Origin of the sequence: Burkholderia sp. CCA53 (genome assembly GCF_001685525.1) — a bacterium.
GTDB lineage: Bacteria > Pseudomonadota > Gammaproteobacteria > Burkholderiales > Burkholderiaceae > Burkholderia > Burkholderia multivorans.
Window position 1 is genome coordinate 52034 of sequence record NZ_BDDJ01000001.1, and the last position, 17066, is coordinate 69099.

A 17066-nucleotide genomic window follows, 5' to 3' on the forward strand; every position below is an offset into this window, starting at 1 on the left:
ATGTCAAGCGCCCGGATGCGAATAGTCTTGGATGTCCGGGATGCCGACCATGTCGGCGGTCACGAGCAAACGGCCGAGCAGATTGCGGCTCGCACAATCGGTGCGGTGCGTCGCGTTCGCGGTGCAATCCGGTGTCGCCCGGCTTGCCGCCGACCGCTGCCATCAACGACACGAGATCGCGCGCATCGGTATCCCCCTGAGCAGGATTGCAATGTTTCGAAAAAGCGAACGTTCGGCTATTGATTAATTCGCTGTATTGGGCGTGCAGTTCCGGCTACGCTTCTCAAGCCATGGAATCCGTGCTCGCCGGCCCCGATGCGCGCCCTTGCTCGCATGGCGCTCCAGGGCGCCGCGTGCGCACGTAAAGCGATCGCTCGGCAAGCGCCGATCCGACACCGGGCGCACGTATCATCCGCATGGCTCGCTTCCGATCATTCGAGGAGACCACGATGACTGAACCGGCTCGTTCCGGCGCCGAGTTTCGATGCGCCGCCCCTTTACCCGATGTCGATCCGCCCGCGTTCGAGATGCCTCGGGGCGCCGTCGATACGCATGCGCACGTGATTTCGACCAGCCCCGACTATCCGATGGTCGCACAACGCAGTTACACACCGCCGGAGGCGTCGGAACAGCAATACCTCGCGATGCTCGACGCGGTCGGCTGCACCTATGGCGTGCTGGTTCAGGTCAGCGTGCACGGCACCGACAACCGCTACATGCTGCAGGCGCTGCGCCGTCATCCGCAGCGTCTGCGCGGCATCGCCGTCGTGCCGCCCGAAATCAGCGACCGGGAACTCGAGGCCATGCACGAGGCTGGCGTGCGCGGGCTGCGCATCAACGTGCTGTTCGGCGGCGGCATCGGCTTCGCCGCGATGGAGACGCTGGCGCACCGCATCAAGAATCTGGGCTGGCACATGCAGTTCCTGATGGACGTGAAGACGCTGCCTGAACTGATGCCGCGCATGGCGAGGCTGCCGATCACCGGCATCGTCGATCACATGGGCCATACGCCCGTCGCCGCGGGGCTGGCTTCACCGGGATTCGCCGCCCTTCGCGAACTGGTGGTCGGGCATGGCTTCTGGGTCAAGCTGTCCGGCGCTTACCGGATCAGCGATCGCTTCCCGACTTTCGACGACGTGACGCCGTTCGCGCAGGCACTGATCGAAGACGCGCCCGACCGGATGGTCTGGGGCAGCGACTGGCCGCACGTGTCTCTGGAAGCGGCCAGGATGCCCAACACCGGCCACCTGCGCAACCTGCTCGCGCAGTGGGCGCCCGACGCAGCAATGCGGCGCCGGATTCTCGTCGACAACCCGGCCCGCCTGTACGGTTTCCCGCCCGGCAATCCATAAACGACGCAAGCACGCGCCGCTCAGCGGCCATATGACAAGGAGACACGATGAACTGGTACAGCAACATGTCCGTCACCGAAAGGCGGACCTTCATTTCCGCGGCGGGCGGCTGGGCGATGGACGCGCTCGACTTCATGGTGTTCACGTTCGTGATCACGACGCTGATCTCGATTTTCAAGATCGACAGCACGCAGGCCGGCCTGCTGGCCACCGTCACGTTGCTGTTCTCGGCCATCGGCGGCTGGATCGCCGGCATCCTCGCCGACCGCTACGGGCGTGTACGCATCCTGCAGGCGACGATCCTCTGGTTTTCGGGCTGCACGGTGGCGATCGGCTTCGCGCAGAATTTCGAACAGATCTTCGTCCTGCGGGCTCTGCAAGGGCTGGGCTTCGGCGGCGAATGGGCGGTCGGCTCGGTGCTGATGGGCGAGATCGTTCGGACCGAATTCCGCGGGCGAGCCGTCGGCACCGTGCAGAGCGCCTGGTCGATCGGCTGGGGGATCGCGGCCATCGTCTACACCGTTCTGTTTTCCTGGCTGCCCGAAGACTATGCATGGCGTGCGCTGTTCTGGGTCGGCGCGCTGCCGGCGCTGCTGGTGCTGTACATCCGCAAGGGCGTGCCGGAACCTGAAGTATTCCAGCGTACCCGCAAGCAGGAGCAAGCCAGCAACAAGCGCACGTCCATCTGGACGATCTTCTCGCCGTCGCTGATCAAGACGACGGCGCTGACCTCGTTGCTGTGTACCGGCGTTCAGGGCGGCTACTACGCGGTGACCACGTGGCTGCCCACGTTCCTGAAAACCGAGCGTCACCTGTCGGTGGTCGGCACGGGCGGCTATCTGCTGGTCGTCATTCTAGGATCGTTCGTCGGCTATCTCACCGGCGCATGGCTGACCGACCGCGCCGGCCGCCGCGCGAACCTGCTGATCTTCGCGATGCTGTCCGGCATCAGTATCTACGCCTATACGCAGCTTCGACTCACCAACGACCAGATGCTGATCCTCGGATTCCCGCTCGGCTTCGCGGCCTCGGGCATCTTCAGCGGCATGGGCGCTTACCTGACCGAACTGTTTCCGTCTGCCGTGCGCGCCAACGGACAAGGCTTTGCGTACAACTTCGGGCGCGGCCTCGGCGCGCTGTTTCCGAGCCTCGTCGGGTATCTCGCCCACGGTTACGGGCTCGGCATGGCGATCGGCATGTTCGCGGGCGGCGCCTATCTCGTCGTGCTGATCACTGCGTTGCTCCTGCCGGAAACGAAGGGACGCGAAATCAGCTGAGCGCCGCCCCGCAACGGGCCGGTGCGGCGACCGCTCATGCAAGCGGAACGTCGAACGCCACGTGCAGCCGCACGAGCGCCAGCATGGCCGGAATCGTCGCGCGCAGGTCGCCGCGCCGCCACTGAAATGCGTAATGCAGCGGCGACAACGCCGGCTGACTCGTCAGACGGACCAGCGTGCCGCCCGCGCGCGACGCCTCCCATGCCGTCGGCAGAAAGCCGATGCCGACGCCTTCGCGCAACATGCCGGCCACGGCGAACCAGTTGTTGCACGTAATGTGGCGCGGACTGTCGATACCGCGCGCCAGCAGCCACTCGTCCAGAATGCGCGTGACGCCCGACCCGGCGGGCAGCGTCACGAGCGCATGCCGCGCGAGCAGGGCCGGTGTCAGTGTGCGCTGACGGCCGACGAGCCGCTCGGCGGCCATCCAGGCGAATCGCGCTTCCGCCACCGGCTGGGACACGATGCTGCTGCGCGACGAGCGACCCGCGACCACCGCGAAGTCCAGCTCGCCTGCGTCGACCTTCTCCTCGAGCGCCTCGCCGACGTCGACATGCGGCTCGAGCTGCAGCTGGCCGTGCAGCTTTTGAACGGCGGCGACGAAACGCGGCAGCCAGGTCATCGCCGACAACTCGCCGACACCGAAGCGTAGTCGCCCAGACAGTCCGTTGTGCTGACCGAAGGTGTCCTGGATCGTCGCGACCGATTCGAGCACGCGCAGCGCCGTCGGCAACAGACTTTCGCCGTCCTGAGTCAGCGTGGCGCGATAGCCGCTTCGGTCGAACAGCGTTCGCCCGAGTACCTGTTCGAGTTCGTTGATCCGCTTCGACAACGACGACACGGACAAATGAAGCCGCTGCGCGGCCGTGGCGAAATTGGCGCAGGTCGCGGCCCAATAAAAGGCATCGAGCTGCTTGAGCGTCGGCGTCGACATCGTTCTCTTTTAGCGAACATGAATTTCGAAGGAATATCGCTTTTATTCAACCCCCGGTCAACCTAGCATGAGCCCTCGTCTTGAATGAAAAGGAGAATCCGGATGAGTGTCGCCGATCGCGCCACACTTCGTCGCGACGCTGCAGTGCCCACCGACAAGCCGCCGCGCGTGCTGCGCAACATGCTGAGCCTGCACGACTTCGAAGCACGCGCGCGCCGCGTGTTACCGCGTCCGATCTTCGGCTACGTGAGCGGCGCCGCCGAAGACAATCGCACGCGCGACGACAACCGCAGCGTGTTCGACGAGTTCGGCTTCACGACGCGCGTGCTGCGCAACGTGTCGGCCCGCACGCAGGCGGTCGACCTGTTCGGGCAGCGGTTCGCCGCGCCTTTCGGTATCGCGCCGATGGGCATCAACGCGTTGTCGGCCTATCGCGGCGACATCGTGCTCGCCCGCGCGGCGCAGGCGGCAGGCATCGCGTCGATCATGAGCGGCTCGTCGCTGATCCCGCTCGAAGCGGTCGCGGCGGCAGCGCCGTCAACCTGGTTTCAGGCTTATCTTCCGGGCGCTCCCGAACGCATCGCCGCGCTGCTCGAGCGCGTCGCGCGCGCGGGATACCGGACGCTCGTCGTGACCGTCGACATTCCCGTTGCGGCGAATCGCGAGAACAACGTCCGTACCGGTTTTTCCACGCCGCTGCGTCCGAGCATGCGTCTCGCGTGGGACGGACTGACGCGGCCGCGCTGGCTGATCGGCACGTTCGCCCGGACACTGCTCCGGCACGGGATGCCGCACTTCGAAAATTCGTTCGCCACGCGCGGCGCGCCGATCCTGTCCGCGCATGTGTTGCGCGACTTCTCCGCGCGCGATCACCTCGACTGGACGCATCTCGCGCAGATTCGTGCGCAATGGAAAGGCAGTCTGGTCGTCAAGGGCATCCTCAGCGTGGAGGATGCGCTGGCCGCACGCGACGTCGGCGCGGACGGCATCATCCTGTCCAATCATGGCGGCCGCCAACTCGACGGTGCGGTGTCGCCGATGCGTATTCTGCGCGACGTCGTGACCGCTCTCGAGCCTGCGTTTCCGGTAATGCTCGACGGCGGCTTCCGACGCGGTGCGGACGTTCTAAAAGCCATTGCGCTGGGGGCGCGGATGGTGTTCGTCGGCCGACCTTTCAACTATGCGATGGCCGTTGCCGGCGAAGCGGGCGTCGCGCATGCGATCCGGCTGTTGCAAGAAGAAGTCGATCGCGACATGGCGATGCTCGGAGCGCGTACGTGCCGGGAGCTGCATCCCGGGTTGATCGTCCGCAAACGCTGAGAGACGCGCGTGCCGCGCGGCGGCGCTCGAGCGTTGACGTTGACGGTTCCCGAACGCCCTCACGTGCACATTGCCTACCCCTTGCCGGTCGGTCGGCGTCGTCCGGCCTTGACTGTCCCGTGCGTTCGCGCCGCGCCGTCGGGTTCCCTCGACTGCATCTGCGACAACAGGCGCGCCGCGTTGGCGCTGCAATCGATTTCGTCGGGCTTGCCCTCGATCTCGGCCATCAAGGACACGAGATGAGCCTTGTTCCGCGCCAGCTTGATCTGCATGGCGTCGATGTCCCGCACCTTGTGACGGAGAGCTTCGAGCAGCGCACCGCGCTGCCACTGCCCAAGATCGGGTGGCAGCAACATGCGAATCTCGTCCAGGCTGAAACCGGCCTTCTGCGCGGTCGCGACGAGGCCGAGCACTACCACGGCGTCCGGCGAATAGACGCGATAGCCGTTTGGTTGCCGCCGGACCGCCGTCAACAGGCCGATGCGTTCGTAGAAGCGGATGCGCGACGGCGTCAGGCCGGTGCGCTCGGCCAGATCGCCTATCTTCATGTCGTGAATGTGACAGTGTCTAGCCGGGTGGGCATGTTCAAGACCACCTGCGCATCCTTGACGACGTCCATGCGAAGCACCGTGGACGCCCCGAGTCCGTCGAGCAGCTGGCTCAGCGGCCCATCGTGCCGCGCCAGCCGGACGTCGCGCGGCAAGAGGCGCTGCGCGAACGACAGCATGTTGGTTTGCACGCGCGTCTGGTGCCACTCGCCGTCAATCTCGTTGACCATGGTCGCCGTCGCCATATGGGACTGCGATGGAACATCGCGCAACACCGGAAGCGGCGCACGCAGCGTCAGATCCGCTTTGCCGCCGGGGCCGGCGATGCTGGCCCTGACGTCGGCGCCGATGCTCACGCCGATCTCCGTGCGCCATTTCGGCAATTGATACCCATAGAGACCGCGCACCCGCGCGATTTCCGTCGTCACCGGCAGCGCGAGAACATGCGCGTGGAAGCTGCGGCGCCGCATGGAATCGAGCAGCTCCAGTGCATGCGGGCCGCGCGCGCCCGGCCGGCGGACGACCACCGCGACCGAGACTTCGTCGTAGGGGTCGTTATCGCAAACGGCATACGAGAAGAAGGTCAACGCCACCAGTCCGCGGCCGGGATAGGCGCGCAGCGGCTCGAGCGGCATCGGCAACATTGCCCGCAATCGATCGGCAGGCGCCAGGAACAGCAACTGCACGTGACTGGAGCGGTAGTAGAAGTTCGGCGCCCAGGTCGGCCCGACCGTGGACGCGACGAGCCGCTTCGGGATCCTGCGAAAAAAGTCGATATTCCCTGCAGCAGGATCGCGCGCCACTTCGTCGAGGTCCGGGTTCATCCGGTAACGGTCGTAGTAGCCTCCGGCAGGCACCTCGACCTTGTGCGCGCCAAACTCGACCTGCGTGAACCGCTTGTCCATATTCATTGACCCTTCTCCGTGATTGAACCGGCAGGTGGGCCTCGAGCGGCATACCGATCAACAGCCGGCAATGGTCACTCTAAGATTGAATATGACTTTAAGGTCAAGCACTTCGCAACGACGGGGAATGTATCGACGCGATTCGCCGATGTCGCGCCGCCTGATTCATGCGAATCCCGAACGGAACCGTGCGACGAGGCGTCGGGCATGCTGCGTTGGGTCCACTCCCTGACGGATTTGAGCCGACGTCCTCGTCCACGCTGTGAAAGCGAGCACACTGCTCGGACGGCATGCTTTTGCCGTCGACGCAGATCAGCCGACAGTGCCGCCGTGAAGTGGGCCCGCATCGGGCGCAATTCCCGCTGCGCACAGGCGGTCGGCCACGCGCTTCTATTGTTTGCGCGAGCGATGCCGTGCGGCTTGTCCTCGATGCTCTCGATCGCGATCACGAGCTGCGCACGGCTCTGGTCGAGACGCTCGCCAATTCTCACGCGACACGCCAAAAAACTGTTGACATTAACGTTGACTTTAATCCTAAAGTTGCCCGGTGAGGACATGGCGAAGCGCGACCGACTGGAGGTAAGCAGTCGTACGCGGCCGACCGCCCGTTTCAAATTGTCTCAACAAAGGGAGCGCAATGTCTCATCCAGGTCCAAGCGAATGGTGACGCGGACCTGCGCATCGCCGGCAACGTGTCTGGATGCCTGCTCGATCGTTGCGTTGCCGTCTCGTCCATCACCCTCACCCAAGGAGCCGCCTATTACCGAGCAGCAACGATCGCCGTATACGTCACGGGTTGTCAATCTGAATATCGACAAGGAGTGCTGACATGGGATATGTCACAACGAAGGATGGCGTTCAGATCTTCTACAAGGACTGGGGGCCGCGCGACGCACCGGTCATCTTCTTCCATCACGGTTGGCCGCTCAGTGCGGATGACTGGGACGCCCAGATGCTCTTTTTCCTGTCGCACGGGTACCGCGTCATCGCGCACGATCGCCGCGGCCACGGACGCTCCAGCCAGGTTTGGGACGGCCACGACATGGATCACTACGCCGACGACGTGGCGGCAGTAGTCGACCATCTCGGCGTGCAAGGCGCCGTTCACGTCGGCCACTCCACCGGCGGCGGTGAAGTCATCCACTACGTCGCCCGACATGGCGAAGATCGCGTGTCGAAGGCCGTACTGATCAGTGCCGTGCCGCCGCTGATGGTCAAGACCGACCAAAACCCCGGCGGCCTGCCGAAGGACGTGTTCGACAACCTGCAGGCGCAACTGGCCGCGAACCGCGCCCAGTTTTACTACGACGTTCCGGCGGGCCCGTTCTACGGCTACAACCGTGCCGGCGCGCAACCCTCGCAGGGTGTGATCTGGAACTGGTGGCGCCAGGGCATGATGGGCAGTGCCAAGGCGCATTACGACGGCATCGTCGCCTTCTCCCAGACCGACTTTACCGAGGACCTGAAGAGCACCACGATTCCCGTGCTCGTGATGCATGGCGATGACGATCAGATCGTCCCCTATGCCGATTCCGGCGTGCTGTCGGCGAAGCTCGCCAGAAACAGCACGTTGAAGATCTACAAGGGCTTCCCGCACGGCATGCCGACGTCCAACGCGGAGACTATCAACGCCGATCTGCTCGCGTTCCTCCGCGGATAACCGCCACGGGTGCCGAGGGCTCGGCCCACGGCGCCCGTTCCCTTGAAGGGCATGCGCTACAAGCCGCGAGTCGGTTCTCGTCTATCGTGGCGCTTGACGCGTCCGGGCGCCATGCCGCTCGGTTGCATCGTTTTCGAGGATCGGCGTTGCCGATCCGGTTCGTCCGTGTACTGCCCCGGCTCTACGCCGACGGAGTATCCGTGTCCCGAAACATGTCAAACAACGCGCATCGCTCCTTGCTAAGCGTAGTGGCCGCGGCCTGCGTCGCGTCGGCCTCTTCCTCAAACGCTGCCGACCTGACACGCGACAACGGCTAACTGCTTGACCTTGAAGTTGCCTTCAAGGTTAGCCTCTCGCCTGTCGTCATTTGGCGCAAAGTCGCAAAGGCAAAGGGTATGCAAACGATATTAGGGGCCAACGGTCAGATCGCCACGGAACTGGCCCGGGAACTGCGGCGTATCGACACGGCGGATATACGTCTCGTCAGCCGCAATCCGCGCAAGGTCAATGACACCGATACGCTGGTGTCGGCCAATCTGCTCGATGCGCGCCAGACCGCGCAGGCGGTGAAAGGCAGCGACATCGTCTACTTCACGGCGGGCCTGCCGCCCGACACCGTGCTGTGGGAAACGCAGTTTCCGGTCATGTTGAAGAACGCACTCGATGCGTGCCGGGCGGAAGGCGCCAAGTTCGCCTACTTCGACAACACCTACATGTACCCGCAGGACGACCGGCCGCAAACGGAATCGACACAGTTCGCGCCGGTCGGCCGCAAGGGCAAAGTGCGCGCGGCGATGGCGTCGATGGTCCTCGATGAGATGGCGCGCGGCGACATTCCCGTCCTGATCGGCCGTGCACCCGAGTTCTACGGTCCCGGCAAGACCCAGAGCTTCACGAATGCACTGATCATCGACAAGCTGAAAGCCGGCAAGAAACCGAAAGTGCCGTTGCGCGACGACACGCGCCGCACGCTGATCTGGACGCCCGACGCGAGTCGCGCGCTCGCGACGCTCGGCAACACGCCGGACGCGTTCGGACAGACCTGGCATCTGCCGTGCTGCGACGATCGCCCGACATATCGGGAGTTCGTCGAGATGGCAAGCCGCGCATTCGGACAAAAGGCCGCTTATGCGATCGTCGGGAAATGGGCCTTCCGGACCGCGGGGCTCTTCTCGCCGCAAGTACGTGAAATCGAGGAGCTGCTGCCGCGCTACGAGCAGGACAACCTCTTTGACTCCACGAAGTTCAAGCGCCGATTCCCGCGCTTCGAGGTGACCACGTACCGGCAAGGTCTCGAGCGCATTCGGCACGAGTCGTAGGCATGTGCAATCTGCCGCCTGCCGAGCCGAGCCGGCTCAGACGGCGGCAACGCACCATGGGAAGCCGCGGCGTCCTTCCACCGGCACCGTCGGCTTGATGAAACAGGCCGGCTTCGCGCCGACCTTTTTTCATTTCACGCTGCGCCCGCACCGGGCCTCAAGCACCTCCCGCAGACTGCCCGCGTCCCTGGAGCAGATCGGCCATATCGTCGGCATGCTCCTCCTCGACCGCGAGAATTTCCTCGAACAGCCGGCGCGTGGTCACATCCTTCTCGCCGAGGTATCGGATGATCTCCCGATACGTATCGATCGCGATCCGCTCGGCCACCAGGTTCTCGGCAATCATGCTGGTCAGGTCGGTGCCCTCCTTGTACTCCGAATGCGCGCGCGTTTTCAGGCCGTCCGGCGCAAAGTCGGGCTCGCCGCCGAGCTGCACGATGCGCTCCGCGATGCGGTCGGCATGCTCCTGCTCTTCGGTCGCGTGCTGCGCGAATTCCTGCGCGACGGCCTCCGAATTGATGCCTCTCGCCATGAAGTAATGCCGCTTGTAGCGCAGGGTGCAGACGATCTCGGTCGCGAGCGCGTCATTGAGCAGCTTCAGCACCGTGGTGCGATCCGCGCCGTACGTTTGCGTGACCGGGCCGTCCGCCATGTGCTTGCGCGCATCTTCGCGAATTTTTTTCAGATCCAGCACGAACGAACCGCCCGATTCGGGTGCGGCCTCGTGGGTTGCAGCTGACTTCGTCATCGATCTGCTCCTCTATTCGGTAGGGAAATCTGTCACTCGCTTCGCCCAGCGACTGAGCTAGATAGCGCCGCGGACACGACCGTCCACGGGATGTCGCGGCCCGAGTGCGGCCCCTGCCTCCAGGCAGCGCGCCATTCCGCTCGCCGTCGGCGGTAAAGCAAGCGTCGAGCGAGCAAGTTCCGAGCCTGCCCGTCGAGACGGAGCGGCCGGTTCGCGGTACGGCGATTGCTGTCTTGCTGCCGACCCGGCCCGCGCGGGGCCGGACCGTGAACTCCGAAGACTTCCGCCATGGCCCTATCGAATGCGTCCGGCAGGACGATCGCCAGCGTGATCGGCAAAGTCGTTGCGTGGCTCGTCGCGGTGCTGATCATTCTGCTCGCGGCGATCGCGCTGTTCATTTTCACGTTCGACTGGAATCGCGCGCGGCCGCTGATCGACGACAAGGTCAGCGCCGCGATCGGGCGCCCGTTCACGATCAACGGCGACCTGACCGTACGCTGGCATCGCGCCGCCGGCGAAACCGGCTGGCGCGCGTGGGTGCTGTGGCCGACTTTCGCCGCACGCAACATCACGATCGCGAACCCGGACTGGGCAAAGCAGCGGTACTTCGCCACGCTCGAGCAAATCGACTTCCAGGTGAAGATGCTGCCGCTGCTCACGCATGACATCGTGATTCCTATCATCAATCTCGTCGGCCCCTCCGTCGATCTCGAGCGGCTTGCCGACGGTCGAAACAACTGGACCTTCAAGTTCAAGTCGTCCGCGCATCCGCTGGCGTGGAAGCTCGACCTGCACGACATCCGGCTCGACAAGGGCAACATCGCACTGTCCGACCAGCAACAAGGACTGGTGATGCAAGTGACAGTCAACACGCTCGGGCAGGCGATTCCGATCGGCGAAGTCCTCAAGCAGCAGGAAAACAAATCGCGCAGCGCGTCGGCCGAGACAGTCGGCAAGCGCGGCGCGCAACAGCTGAGCAAGCAGGCGCGGAAGGCGGCTTCGGCAACCCCGGCTACCTCCGCTACATCGGGCGTATCGGCACCTGCTGCCGCACCTGCAAGCGCAGCTTCGGGCGGCAAGCCGACGGCAAGCGGAGCGGCCTCCGCCTCGCCGCAAACGAACGAACCGCAATACGGCATCGGCTGGACGGCGACCGGCAGCTACCACCATTCGCCGCTGTCGGGCAGCGGCAAGCTCGGCGGCCTGCTCGCGTTGCAGGACGCGTCGCGGCCGGTGCCGGTACAAGCCGATGTCAAGGCGGGCGACTTGCATGTCGCATTGGTCGGCACCGTCACCGACCCCGCGCACCTCGCTGCCGTCGATTTGCGTCTGTGGCTGCAAGGCTCGAGTCTCGACCGCCTCTATCAATTGACGGGCATCACGCTTCCCAAGACCCCTCCCTATGCCACCGAGGGCCACCTGATCGGCAACATCCAACCGGGCAACAGCGTGTTCCGTTATGAAAAATTTTCAAGCCGCGTGGGCGGCAGCGATCTGAGCGGCACGCTCGTCTATACGCAGCGTAAGCCGCGGCCGCTGCTCAAGGGCGACGTAGTCTCGAACCTGCTGCAGTTCAAGGATCTGGCGCCCGTGGTCGGCGCCGACAGCAACGCGAGCAAGGCAAAGCGCGGCGACACCGCGCGCCAGCCGGCGAACAAGGCGCTGCCTGTCGAAGGCTTCCGGACGGAGCGCTGGAGCGCGATCGATGCCGACGTGAAATTCACGGGCCGGCGCATCGTCAAGGACCCCGCGCTGCCCATCACCGATCTGTACACGCACATCGTGATGACCGACGGCGTGCTGTCGTTGCAGCCGCTGAAGTTCGGCGTCGCGGGCGGCTCGATCGCCTCGGACCTCCATCTCGACGGCCGCGAACGGCCGCTCAAGGCGCGCGCCTCGACGCGCGTGCGCGGTCTCAAACTGAAGCAGTTGCTGCCGACCGTGAAGACGATGCAGAGCGCACTCGGTGAAGTCAATGGCGACGCGCAGTTGTCGGCGACCGGCAACACGCCGGCCGCGCTCGCCGCAAGCTCCAACGGCGAGGTGAAGCTGCTCGTCACCGACGGCACGCTCAGCCGTCTGCTGATGGAAGCCGCAGGGCTCAACGTCGCGAACGTCGTCTACGAAAAGATGTATGGCAATCGCAATGTGCATATCAACTGTGCGGCCGCCGATTTCGTCGTCACGGACGGCGTGCTCGATTCGCATGCGTTCGCGCTCGATACCGACGACGCCGTCATCAACGTCGACGGCAAGGTCGACATGAAGAACGAAACGATGAATCTCGGCATCCATCCGCACACGAAAGGCTTCCGCATTTTTTCGCTGCGCTCGCCGCTCTATGTCAAAGGCACCTTCAAGAATCCGCACGTCGGCGTGAACGCGACGGCCCTCGCCGTGCGCGGCGGCGCGATGGTCGGCCTCGGTCTGATCAATCCATTCGCCGCGCTGATTCCGTTGATTGCACCGAGCAACCACAAACCGCTGCCATGCCAGCAGCTGATCGCGGCAATGCAGTCGCAGCAGCCGAGCGCGCCGCCGCCCGGTCAGCGCAAGAAATCGAAGGGCCTGCGCCTGCCGCCCGGCACGCCGGTGTCGGACGCAGCCCACCCGTCCGGCCCGACGCTGCCGTTGCCCAAGGCGACGCATTGATTCCGCGGACCGCGATCCGCGTCGCGCCGTCGCGCGGATGGAATCCGGAACGACATAAGTTCGTCGTCAGGCACGATCGTTGCATCGTCGGGATGACGATGCGCTCGCTGCCGGCTGCCGATCCGTGGCAGTAGCCGGCGTGGCGATCGCTCGGCGGCCGGACCGTGCCGCCCGTCATCCTCGCATTACGCGTCGCCGCGAGCACCGGCCCCCAATCGTCGTCGATCGAGTCGGACTGCCTGCGCGACATCGCCGGATCGTTGCCGGCCACCGTGTCATGAGGAAACTGGAACAGCAACGCAGGAACGGCCGAAGGGCCCCCTTCAGGCCGGCGCGCAGCGACGCCGGCCCCCGCGGCCACAAGATAGCGCCGGCCGCCGTGCCGGGTTTGAAGACGTTGACCTCGCTGGCGACGGGCGTCGTCATGGTCTGCGCGATGTATTTCGGGCGGACGGTGCTGATCCCGATCACGCTCGCCGTGCTGCTGAGCCTCCTGCTGGCACCGCTCGTGGACCTGTTGCGGCGGCTGCGTCTCGGCGAGCTCGTCTCGGTGCTGGTCGCGGTCTGGCTGGCCTTGTCGGTGCTGACGGCATTCGGTTTTCTGATCGGCGCGCAATTGGCGGAACTGGCGTCCGACTTGCCGCGCTATCAAGTCGCGATCGAACGCCGAGTCGACAATATCCAGCAAACGGTCGTGGTCCACGCGGATGCGGTCCTCACACGGACCATCGACGCGCTCAAGCGCGTGGCGCCCGTGCGCGAGGAGCACACGTCCGACACCAGGCCTGCCGGCCCGGCGGACAAAGCGCCGTTGCCCGTCGAGGTCCACGAGCCGTCGCCTTCGCCGCTGCAGCTCGCGCAAGGATTTCTTTCGCCGGTCGTCAGCCCGCTCGCGACGATCGGCATCGTGATCGTGACCGCGATCTTCATCCTGCTGCAGCGCGCCGACCTGCGCGAACGCCTGATTCGACTTGCCGGCTCGCACGACATGCACCGCACCACGACGGCAATGAGCGATGCCGCGCGTCGCCTGAGCCGCTACTTTCTCGCGCAGCTGTGCGTCAACGTGTGTGTCGGCGCGGTGTTGAGCCTCGGGCTCGCCGTGATCGGCCTGCCGGGCGCGCTGCTGTTCGGCGTGATTGCGGGGTTGATGCGGTTCGTGCCGTACGTCGGCGTGTGGATCGCCGCGCTGCCGGCCACGATTCTCGCTGCCGCCATGAGCCCCGGCTGGTCGATGATCGTGACGATACTGGTGCTCTTCTCCGTGACCGAAGTGGCCGCCGGCCAGTTTCTCGAACCGCTCGTCTACGGTCACAGCACCGGCCTTTCGCCGATCGCGGTGATCGTCGCGGCGATTTTCTGGAGCTGGCTGTGGGGCGCGGTCGGTCTCGTGCTCTCCACACCGCTTACGCTCTGCCTCGTGATTCTGGGGCGCTATGTCAGCGGACTCGAATTCCTCGACGTGCTGTTCGGCGACAGACCGGCGCTGACGCCGGGCGAGCGCTTCTATCAACGTCTGCTGACCGGCGATCGAGAACGGGCATTGGCGCAGGCCGACACGCTGCTGAAGAAACGCTCGCTTTGCGCGTACTACGACGCCGTTGCGCTCGAGGGTCTTCGTCAGGCACGAATCGACCTGCTGCGCGGCGTCGTCTCGCCGAAGCAATTGCGGCGCATCCGCGAAACGGTGCTGGACCTCGTACATAGCCTCGAGCCCGACAGGGATGCCACGCCGACGCCGCCGTCCGCATCGCCGTTGTCGGCCGACGAAGGCACGCCCGATCGCGTGCCGTCGGTGCTTTGCATTTCGGGCAGCGGCAAGCTGGACGATGTCGTCGCCACCATCGCCGTACGTCTGCTGCGCCAGCGCGGGCTGCATGCCGAAAGCGCCGGTTGCGACCGCTTTCCAAGGAGCGGCTTTCGCGACCCGCGCCTGTCCGGCGCGGCCGTGATCGCCGTGATCTCGCTCGACGCCGTCGACGCACCCCCGTACCTGCGCGATCTGATACGTCGGCTGAGCCAGCGCGCGGCAACGGCCAACATCGTCGTCGGCTTGTGTGGACGCGACACCGAGTGCCCGGCGCTTTGGCGCAAGATGGGCGTATCGGCGACGCTGTCGTTCAGCGAACTCGTCGAGCGCTGCGTACTCCTCGCGCAGCGACACGCGGACGGCGGCGAGCCCGCGCGCAGCAACCCCGTCGCACCGAACACCGGCGCAGTCGTTCACTATCGACGCGACGCATGACGCTGCCCGTAACGCGCCGCCGCCGTCCGGCGCGATACCTCACCTTTCACCTTCCCAGTCGTGCCAGTCGACCGAATGCGATTTCAGATACGCCGACACGGTTTCACCGAGCGTCGGCATGAAGTGGTCCTCGCCGATTCGCTCGTATAACCCATACCGTGTCAGGCTGTCCTTGACCGGACCCTTGAGCTCGGCGAAGCAGAGCTGCACGTCCGCATCGTGGAGTTCGCCGTCGAGCCTTGCCAGCATGTCGGCTGCAGTGACGTCGATATCCGTCACCGGCTCGGCCGCGATCGCAACCCACCGCGTGTGCGTGGGCGCCTCGCGCGCCGCCGTCAACACGCGTTCGTGAAAGATTTCCGCATTCGCGAAGAACAACGGCGCATCCCAGCGCAGCAGAACCAGCCCCGGGATGCGCCGCGCGTCCGGATGGCGCGCGATGTCGTGATAGCCCTTCACGCCGTCGCGCCGGCCGAGCACCGCTGAATAAGGGCGCCACGCGCGCCACAGGAAGGCGAGCACGGCGAGCCCGAGTGCGATGCCCACGCCGACGACGACACCCCACACCACGACGCCGACAAAGCAGGCGAGCGACTGCGCGAATTCCGGACGACGCAGCCGGTAGAGCCGCCGCAGGCCGGTGATCTCGATCAACGACAGCGACGCGGCAACGACTACGGCGCCAAGGGTCGCTTGCGGCGTATCGCGCAATGCCTGCGGGACGAAAAGCAGCAACGCTGCCACGATGAGCGCGGCAATCACGCCGCACGCCTGACTCTTCGCGCCTGCGCCCTCGGCGACCGGCGTGCGCGATCCGCTGGCCGCAACTGCGAAGCCCTGGAACAGACCGGCTGCAATATTGGCGATGCCGAGCGCCACGAATTCGCGATTGCGGTCGACGCGTTCCCCGCTGCGCAACCCGTATATCTGCGACAGCATGCTGAGGTCCGTCAACGACACCAGCGCGATGGCGGCGGCACTCGCCGGTAGTGCAAGCCATTCGCTCCACGCAAGCGCCGGAAATTCGGGCATCGGCAGCCCGCGCGGCAAGGTGCCTACCACGCCGATACCGGCGCGCGCCGCCAGATCGAAATAGGCGGCAGCGACGGTCGCGACGACCACGGCGACCAACACGCCCGGCATTCTCGGCATCCGGCGTTTGAACGCGAGGATCACGGCAAGCGAAAGCACACCGATCGACAAGGCCGCAAGGTTCGTTTTGCCGGCAGCAACGGCCGTTGCCAGCTCGCGCAGTTGCTGCGGGATCGCAGCTTCGTGCACCGTCAGACCGAGCAGCTTCGGCAGCTGGCTGACGATGATCGTGACGACGATGCCGTTCAGATAGCCGTAGCGGATCGGCATGGAGAGCAGATCGGTGATAAAGCCGAGCCGGAACAGGCCGACGGCCAGACAGAGCGCGCCGGAGAGCAACGCGAGCGCGCCTGCGAGCGCAGCCGCATGCGCGGCATTGCCGTGCGCGAGCGGCACGACGCTCGCCGCGATCAACGCAATCAGCGCGGAATCGGGTCCGAGCACGAGGACGCGGCTCGGCCCGAACACCGCGTAGGCGACCAGCGCGGCAATCGACGCATAGAGCCCCGACGCGGCGGAAAGGCCGGACGCGATCGCGTAGGCCATGCCGGCCGGCACCAGCACGGCGCTGAGGGTCGCGCCCGCGATTGCGTCGCCCGGCAGCCATGCGATCCGGTACGCGCCGATCCACGCGATACCGGGCACGTAGCGCGCGACTTCCCTGCCGAGCCGTACGACGCCGACCTTAGCCATCCGTCCCGCTCCCGCGGAATGCGGCACGGCCGTGGGTTTTCGGATCTCGTCGTTCCATGGCGACTACGGGTCGTTCCGGACGCCCGTGCGCAGCAAGTCCCATACCTGGCTGCCGCGCGGCGCGCTGACGTCGCGCCTGTTACGTATGCCCGCGCGCCGATTACGGCAGCTTCGATTTGTACGTTTTTCTCGCCCGGGCGCAAATGTATCCGCCCGTGCCGCGGCGCGCTGCGACGCGACGCAACCGGACACGAGGCCTTGGGCGCGCGCATCGTCATGGTCAAAGCCGCGCGCGGCCGCTCGACGGTGCGAAAAATGCTC

At 65.4% G+C, this 17066-nt stretch carries 13 protein-coding genes; 8 read left to right on the forward strand and 5 right to left on the reverse strand.

Translation table 11 applies throughout. The features are described 5' to 3' along the window. Positions 1 to 40 precede the first annotated feature (40 nt). From BCR55_RS32100 to BCR55_RS00335, 3 genes are all read left to right on the forward strand, one after another. The gene (locus BCR55_RS32100) at positions 41 to 247 is read left to right on the forward strand and encodes a hypothetical protein (RefSeq protein WP_139094006.1); all 207 of its coding nucleotides are present in this window, start codon (positions 41 to 43) and stop codon (positions 245 to 247) included. Positions 248 to 449: 202 nt separating this feature from the next. Then, positions 450 to 1352 carry an amidohydrolase gene (locus BCR55_RS00330; RefSeq protein ID WP_065494005.1) on the forward strand — a complete coding sequence of 301 codons (903 nt, stop codon included), beginning with the start codon at positions 450 to 452 and terminating at the stop codon, positions 1350 to 1352. A 47-nt stretch (positions 1353 to 1399) separates the two neighbouring features. Next, entirely contained in the window at positions 1400 to 2629 is a 1230-nt protein-coding gene (locus tag BCR55_RS00335) for an MFS transporter (protein ID WP_065494006.1), read from the forward strand. A 34-nt stretch (positions 2630 to 2663) separates the two neighbouring features. Here the strand turns inward: BCR55_RS00335 and BCR55_RS00340 are convergent, their stop codons facing one another. Continuing rightward, positions 2664 to 3563 (reverse strand): LysR family transcriptional regulator, encoded by a 900-nt coding sequence (locus tag BCR55_RS00340; RefSeq protein WP_006404904.1) that lies wholly within the window; start codon positions 3561 to 3563, stop codon positions 2664 to 2666. Between the two features lie 102 nt (positions 3564 to 3665). Between BCR55_RS00340 and BCR55_RS00345 the strand changes: the two genes are divergently transcribed. After that, positions 3666 to 4883 carry an alpha-hydroxy acid oxidase gene (locus BCR55_RS00345; RefSeq protein ID WP_065494007.1) on the forward strand — a complete coding sequence of 406 codons (1218 nt, stop codon included), beginning with the start codon at positions 3666 to 3668 and terminating at the stop codon, positions 4881 to 4883. Positions 4884 to 4957: 74 nt separating this feature from the next. Here the strand turns inward: BCR55_RS00345 and BCR55_RS00350 are convergent, their stop codons facing one another. Both BCR55_RS00350 and BCR55_RS00355 read right to left on the reverse strand, forming a co-directional pair. Next, positions 4958 to 5431 (reverse strand): MerR family transcriptional regulator, encoded by a 474-nt coding sequence (locus BCR55_RS00350; RefSeq protein ID WP_006400259.1) that lies wholly within the window; start codon positions 5429 to 5431, stop codon positions 4958 to 4960. Further along, positions 5428 to 6336, reverse strand: coding sequence for an acetoacetate decarboxylase (locus BCR55_RS00355; protein ID WP_175403822.1), 909 nt, complete (start codon positions 6334 to 6336; stop codon positions 5428 to 5430). The genes BCR55_RS00350 and BCR55_RS00355 overlap by 4 nt, the downstream gene beginning before the upstream one ends. Before the next feature lie 829 nt (positions 6337 to 7165). Here BCR55_RS00355 and BCR55_RS00360 point away from each other — a divergent pair. Further along, on the forward strand, positions 7166 to 7996 hold the full coding sequence (locus BCR55_RS00360; RefSeq protein ID WP_006400261.1) for an alpha/beta fold hydrolase: 831 nt from the start codon (positions 7166 to 7168) through the stop codon (positions 7994 to 7996). Between the two features lie 395 nt (positions 7997 to 8391). Further along, positions 8392 to 9315: an SDR family oxidoreductase gene (locus BCR55_RS00365; RefSeq protein WP_006404908.1), complete on the forward strand. Its 924-nt coding sequence runs from the start codon at positions 8392 to 8394 to the stop codon at positions 9313 to 9315. A gap of 157 nt (positions 9316 to 9472) precedes the next feature. On the opposite strand, the gene BCR55_RS00370 is transcribed toward BCR55_RS00365, so the two are convergent. Continuing rightward, complete coding sequence (locus BCR55_RS00370) at positions 9473 to 10063, reverse strand: bacterioferritin (protein ID WP_006400263.1); 591 nt, start codon at positions 10061 to 10063, stop codon at positions 9473 to 9475. A 288-nt stretch (positions 10064 to 10351) separates the two neighbouring features. On the opposite strand from BCR55_RS00370, the gene BCR55_RS00375 reads away from it, so the two are divergent. Together BCR55_RS00375 and BCR55_RS00380 are read left to right on the forward strand one after the other, a co-directional pair. Further along, positions 10352 to 12715 (forward strand): AsmA family protein, encoded by a 2364-nt coding sequence (locus BCR55_RS00375; protein ID WP_065494008.1) that lies wholly within the window; start codon positions 10352 to 10354, stop codon positions 12713 to 12715. Between the two features lie 277 nt (positions 12716 to 12992). Then, a complete protein-coding gene (locus BCR55_RS00380; RefSeq protein WP_371493273.1) occupies positions 12993 to 14960 on the forward strand; it encodes an AI-2E family transporter in 1968 nt (655 codons plus the stop codon). A 39-nt stretch (positions 14961 to 14999) separates the two neighbouring features. Here the strand turns inward: BCR55_RS00380 and BCR55_RS00385 are convergent, their stop codons facing one another. Next, on the reverse strand, positions 15000 to 16745 hold the full coding sequence (locus BCR55_RS00385; protein WP_065494010.1) for a SulP family inorganic anion transporter: 1746 nt from the start codon (positions 16743 to 16745) through the stop codon (positions 15000 to 15002). Positions 16746 to 17066 lie beyond the last annotated feature (321 nt).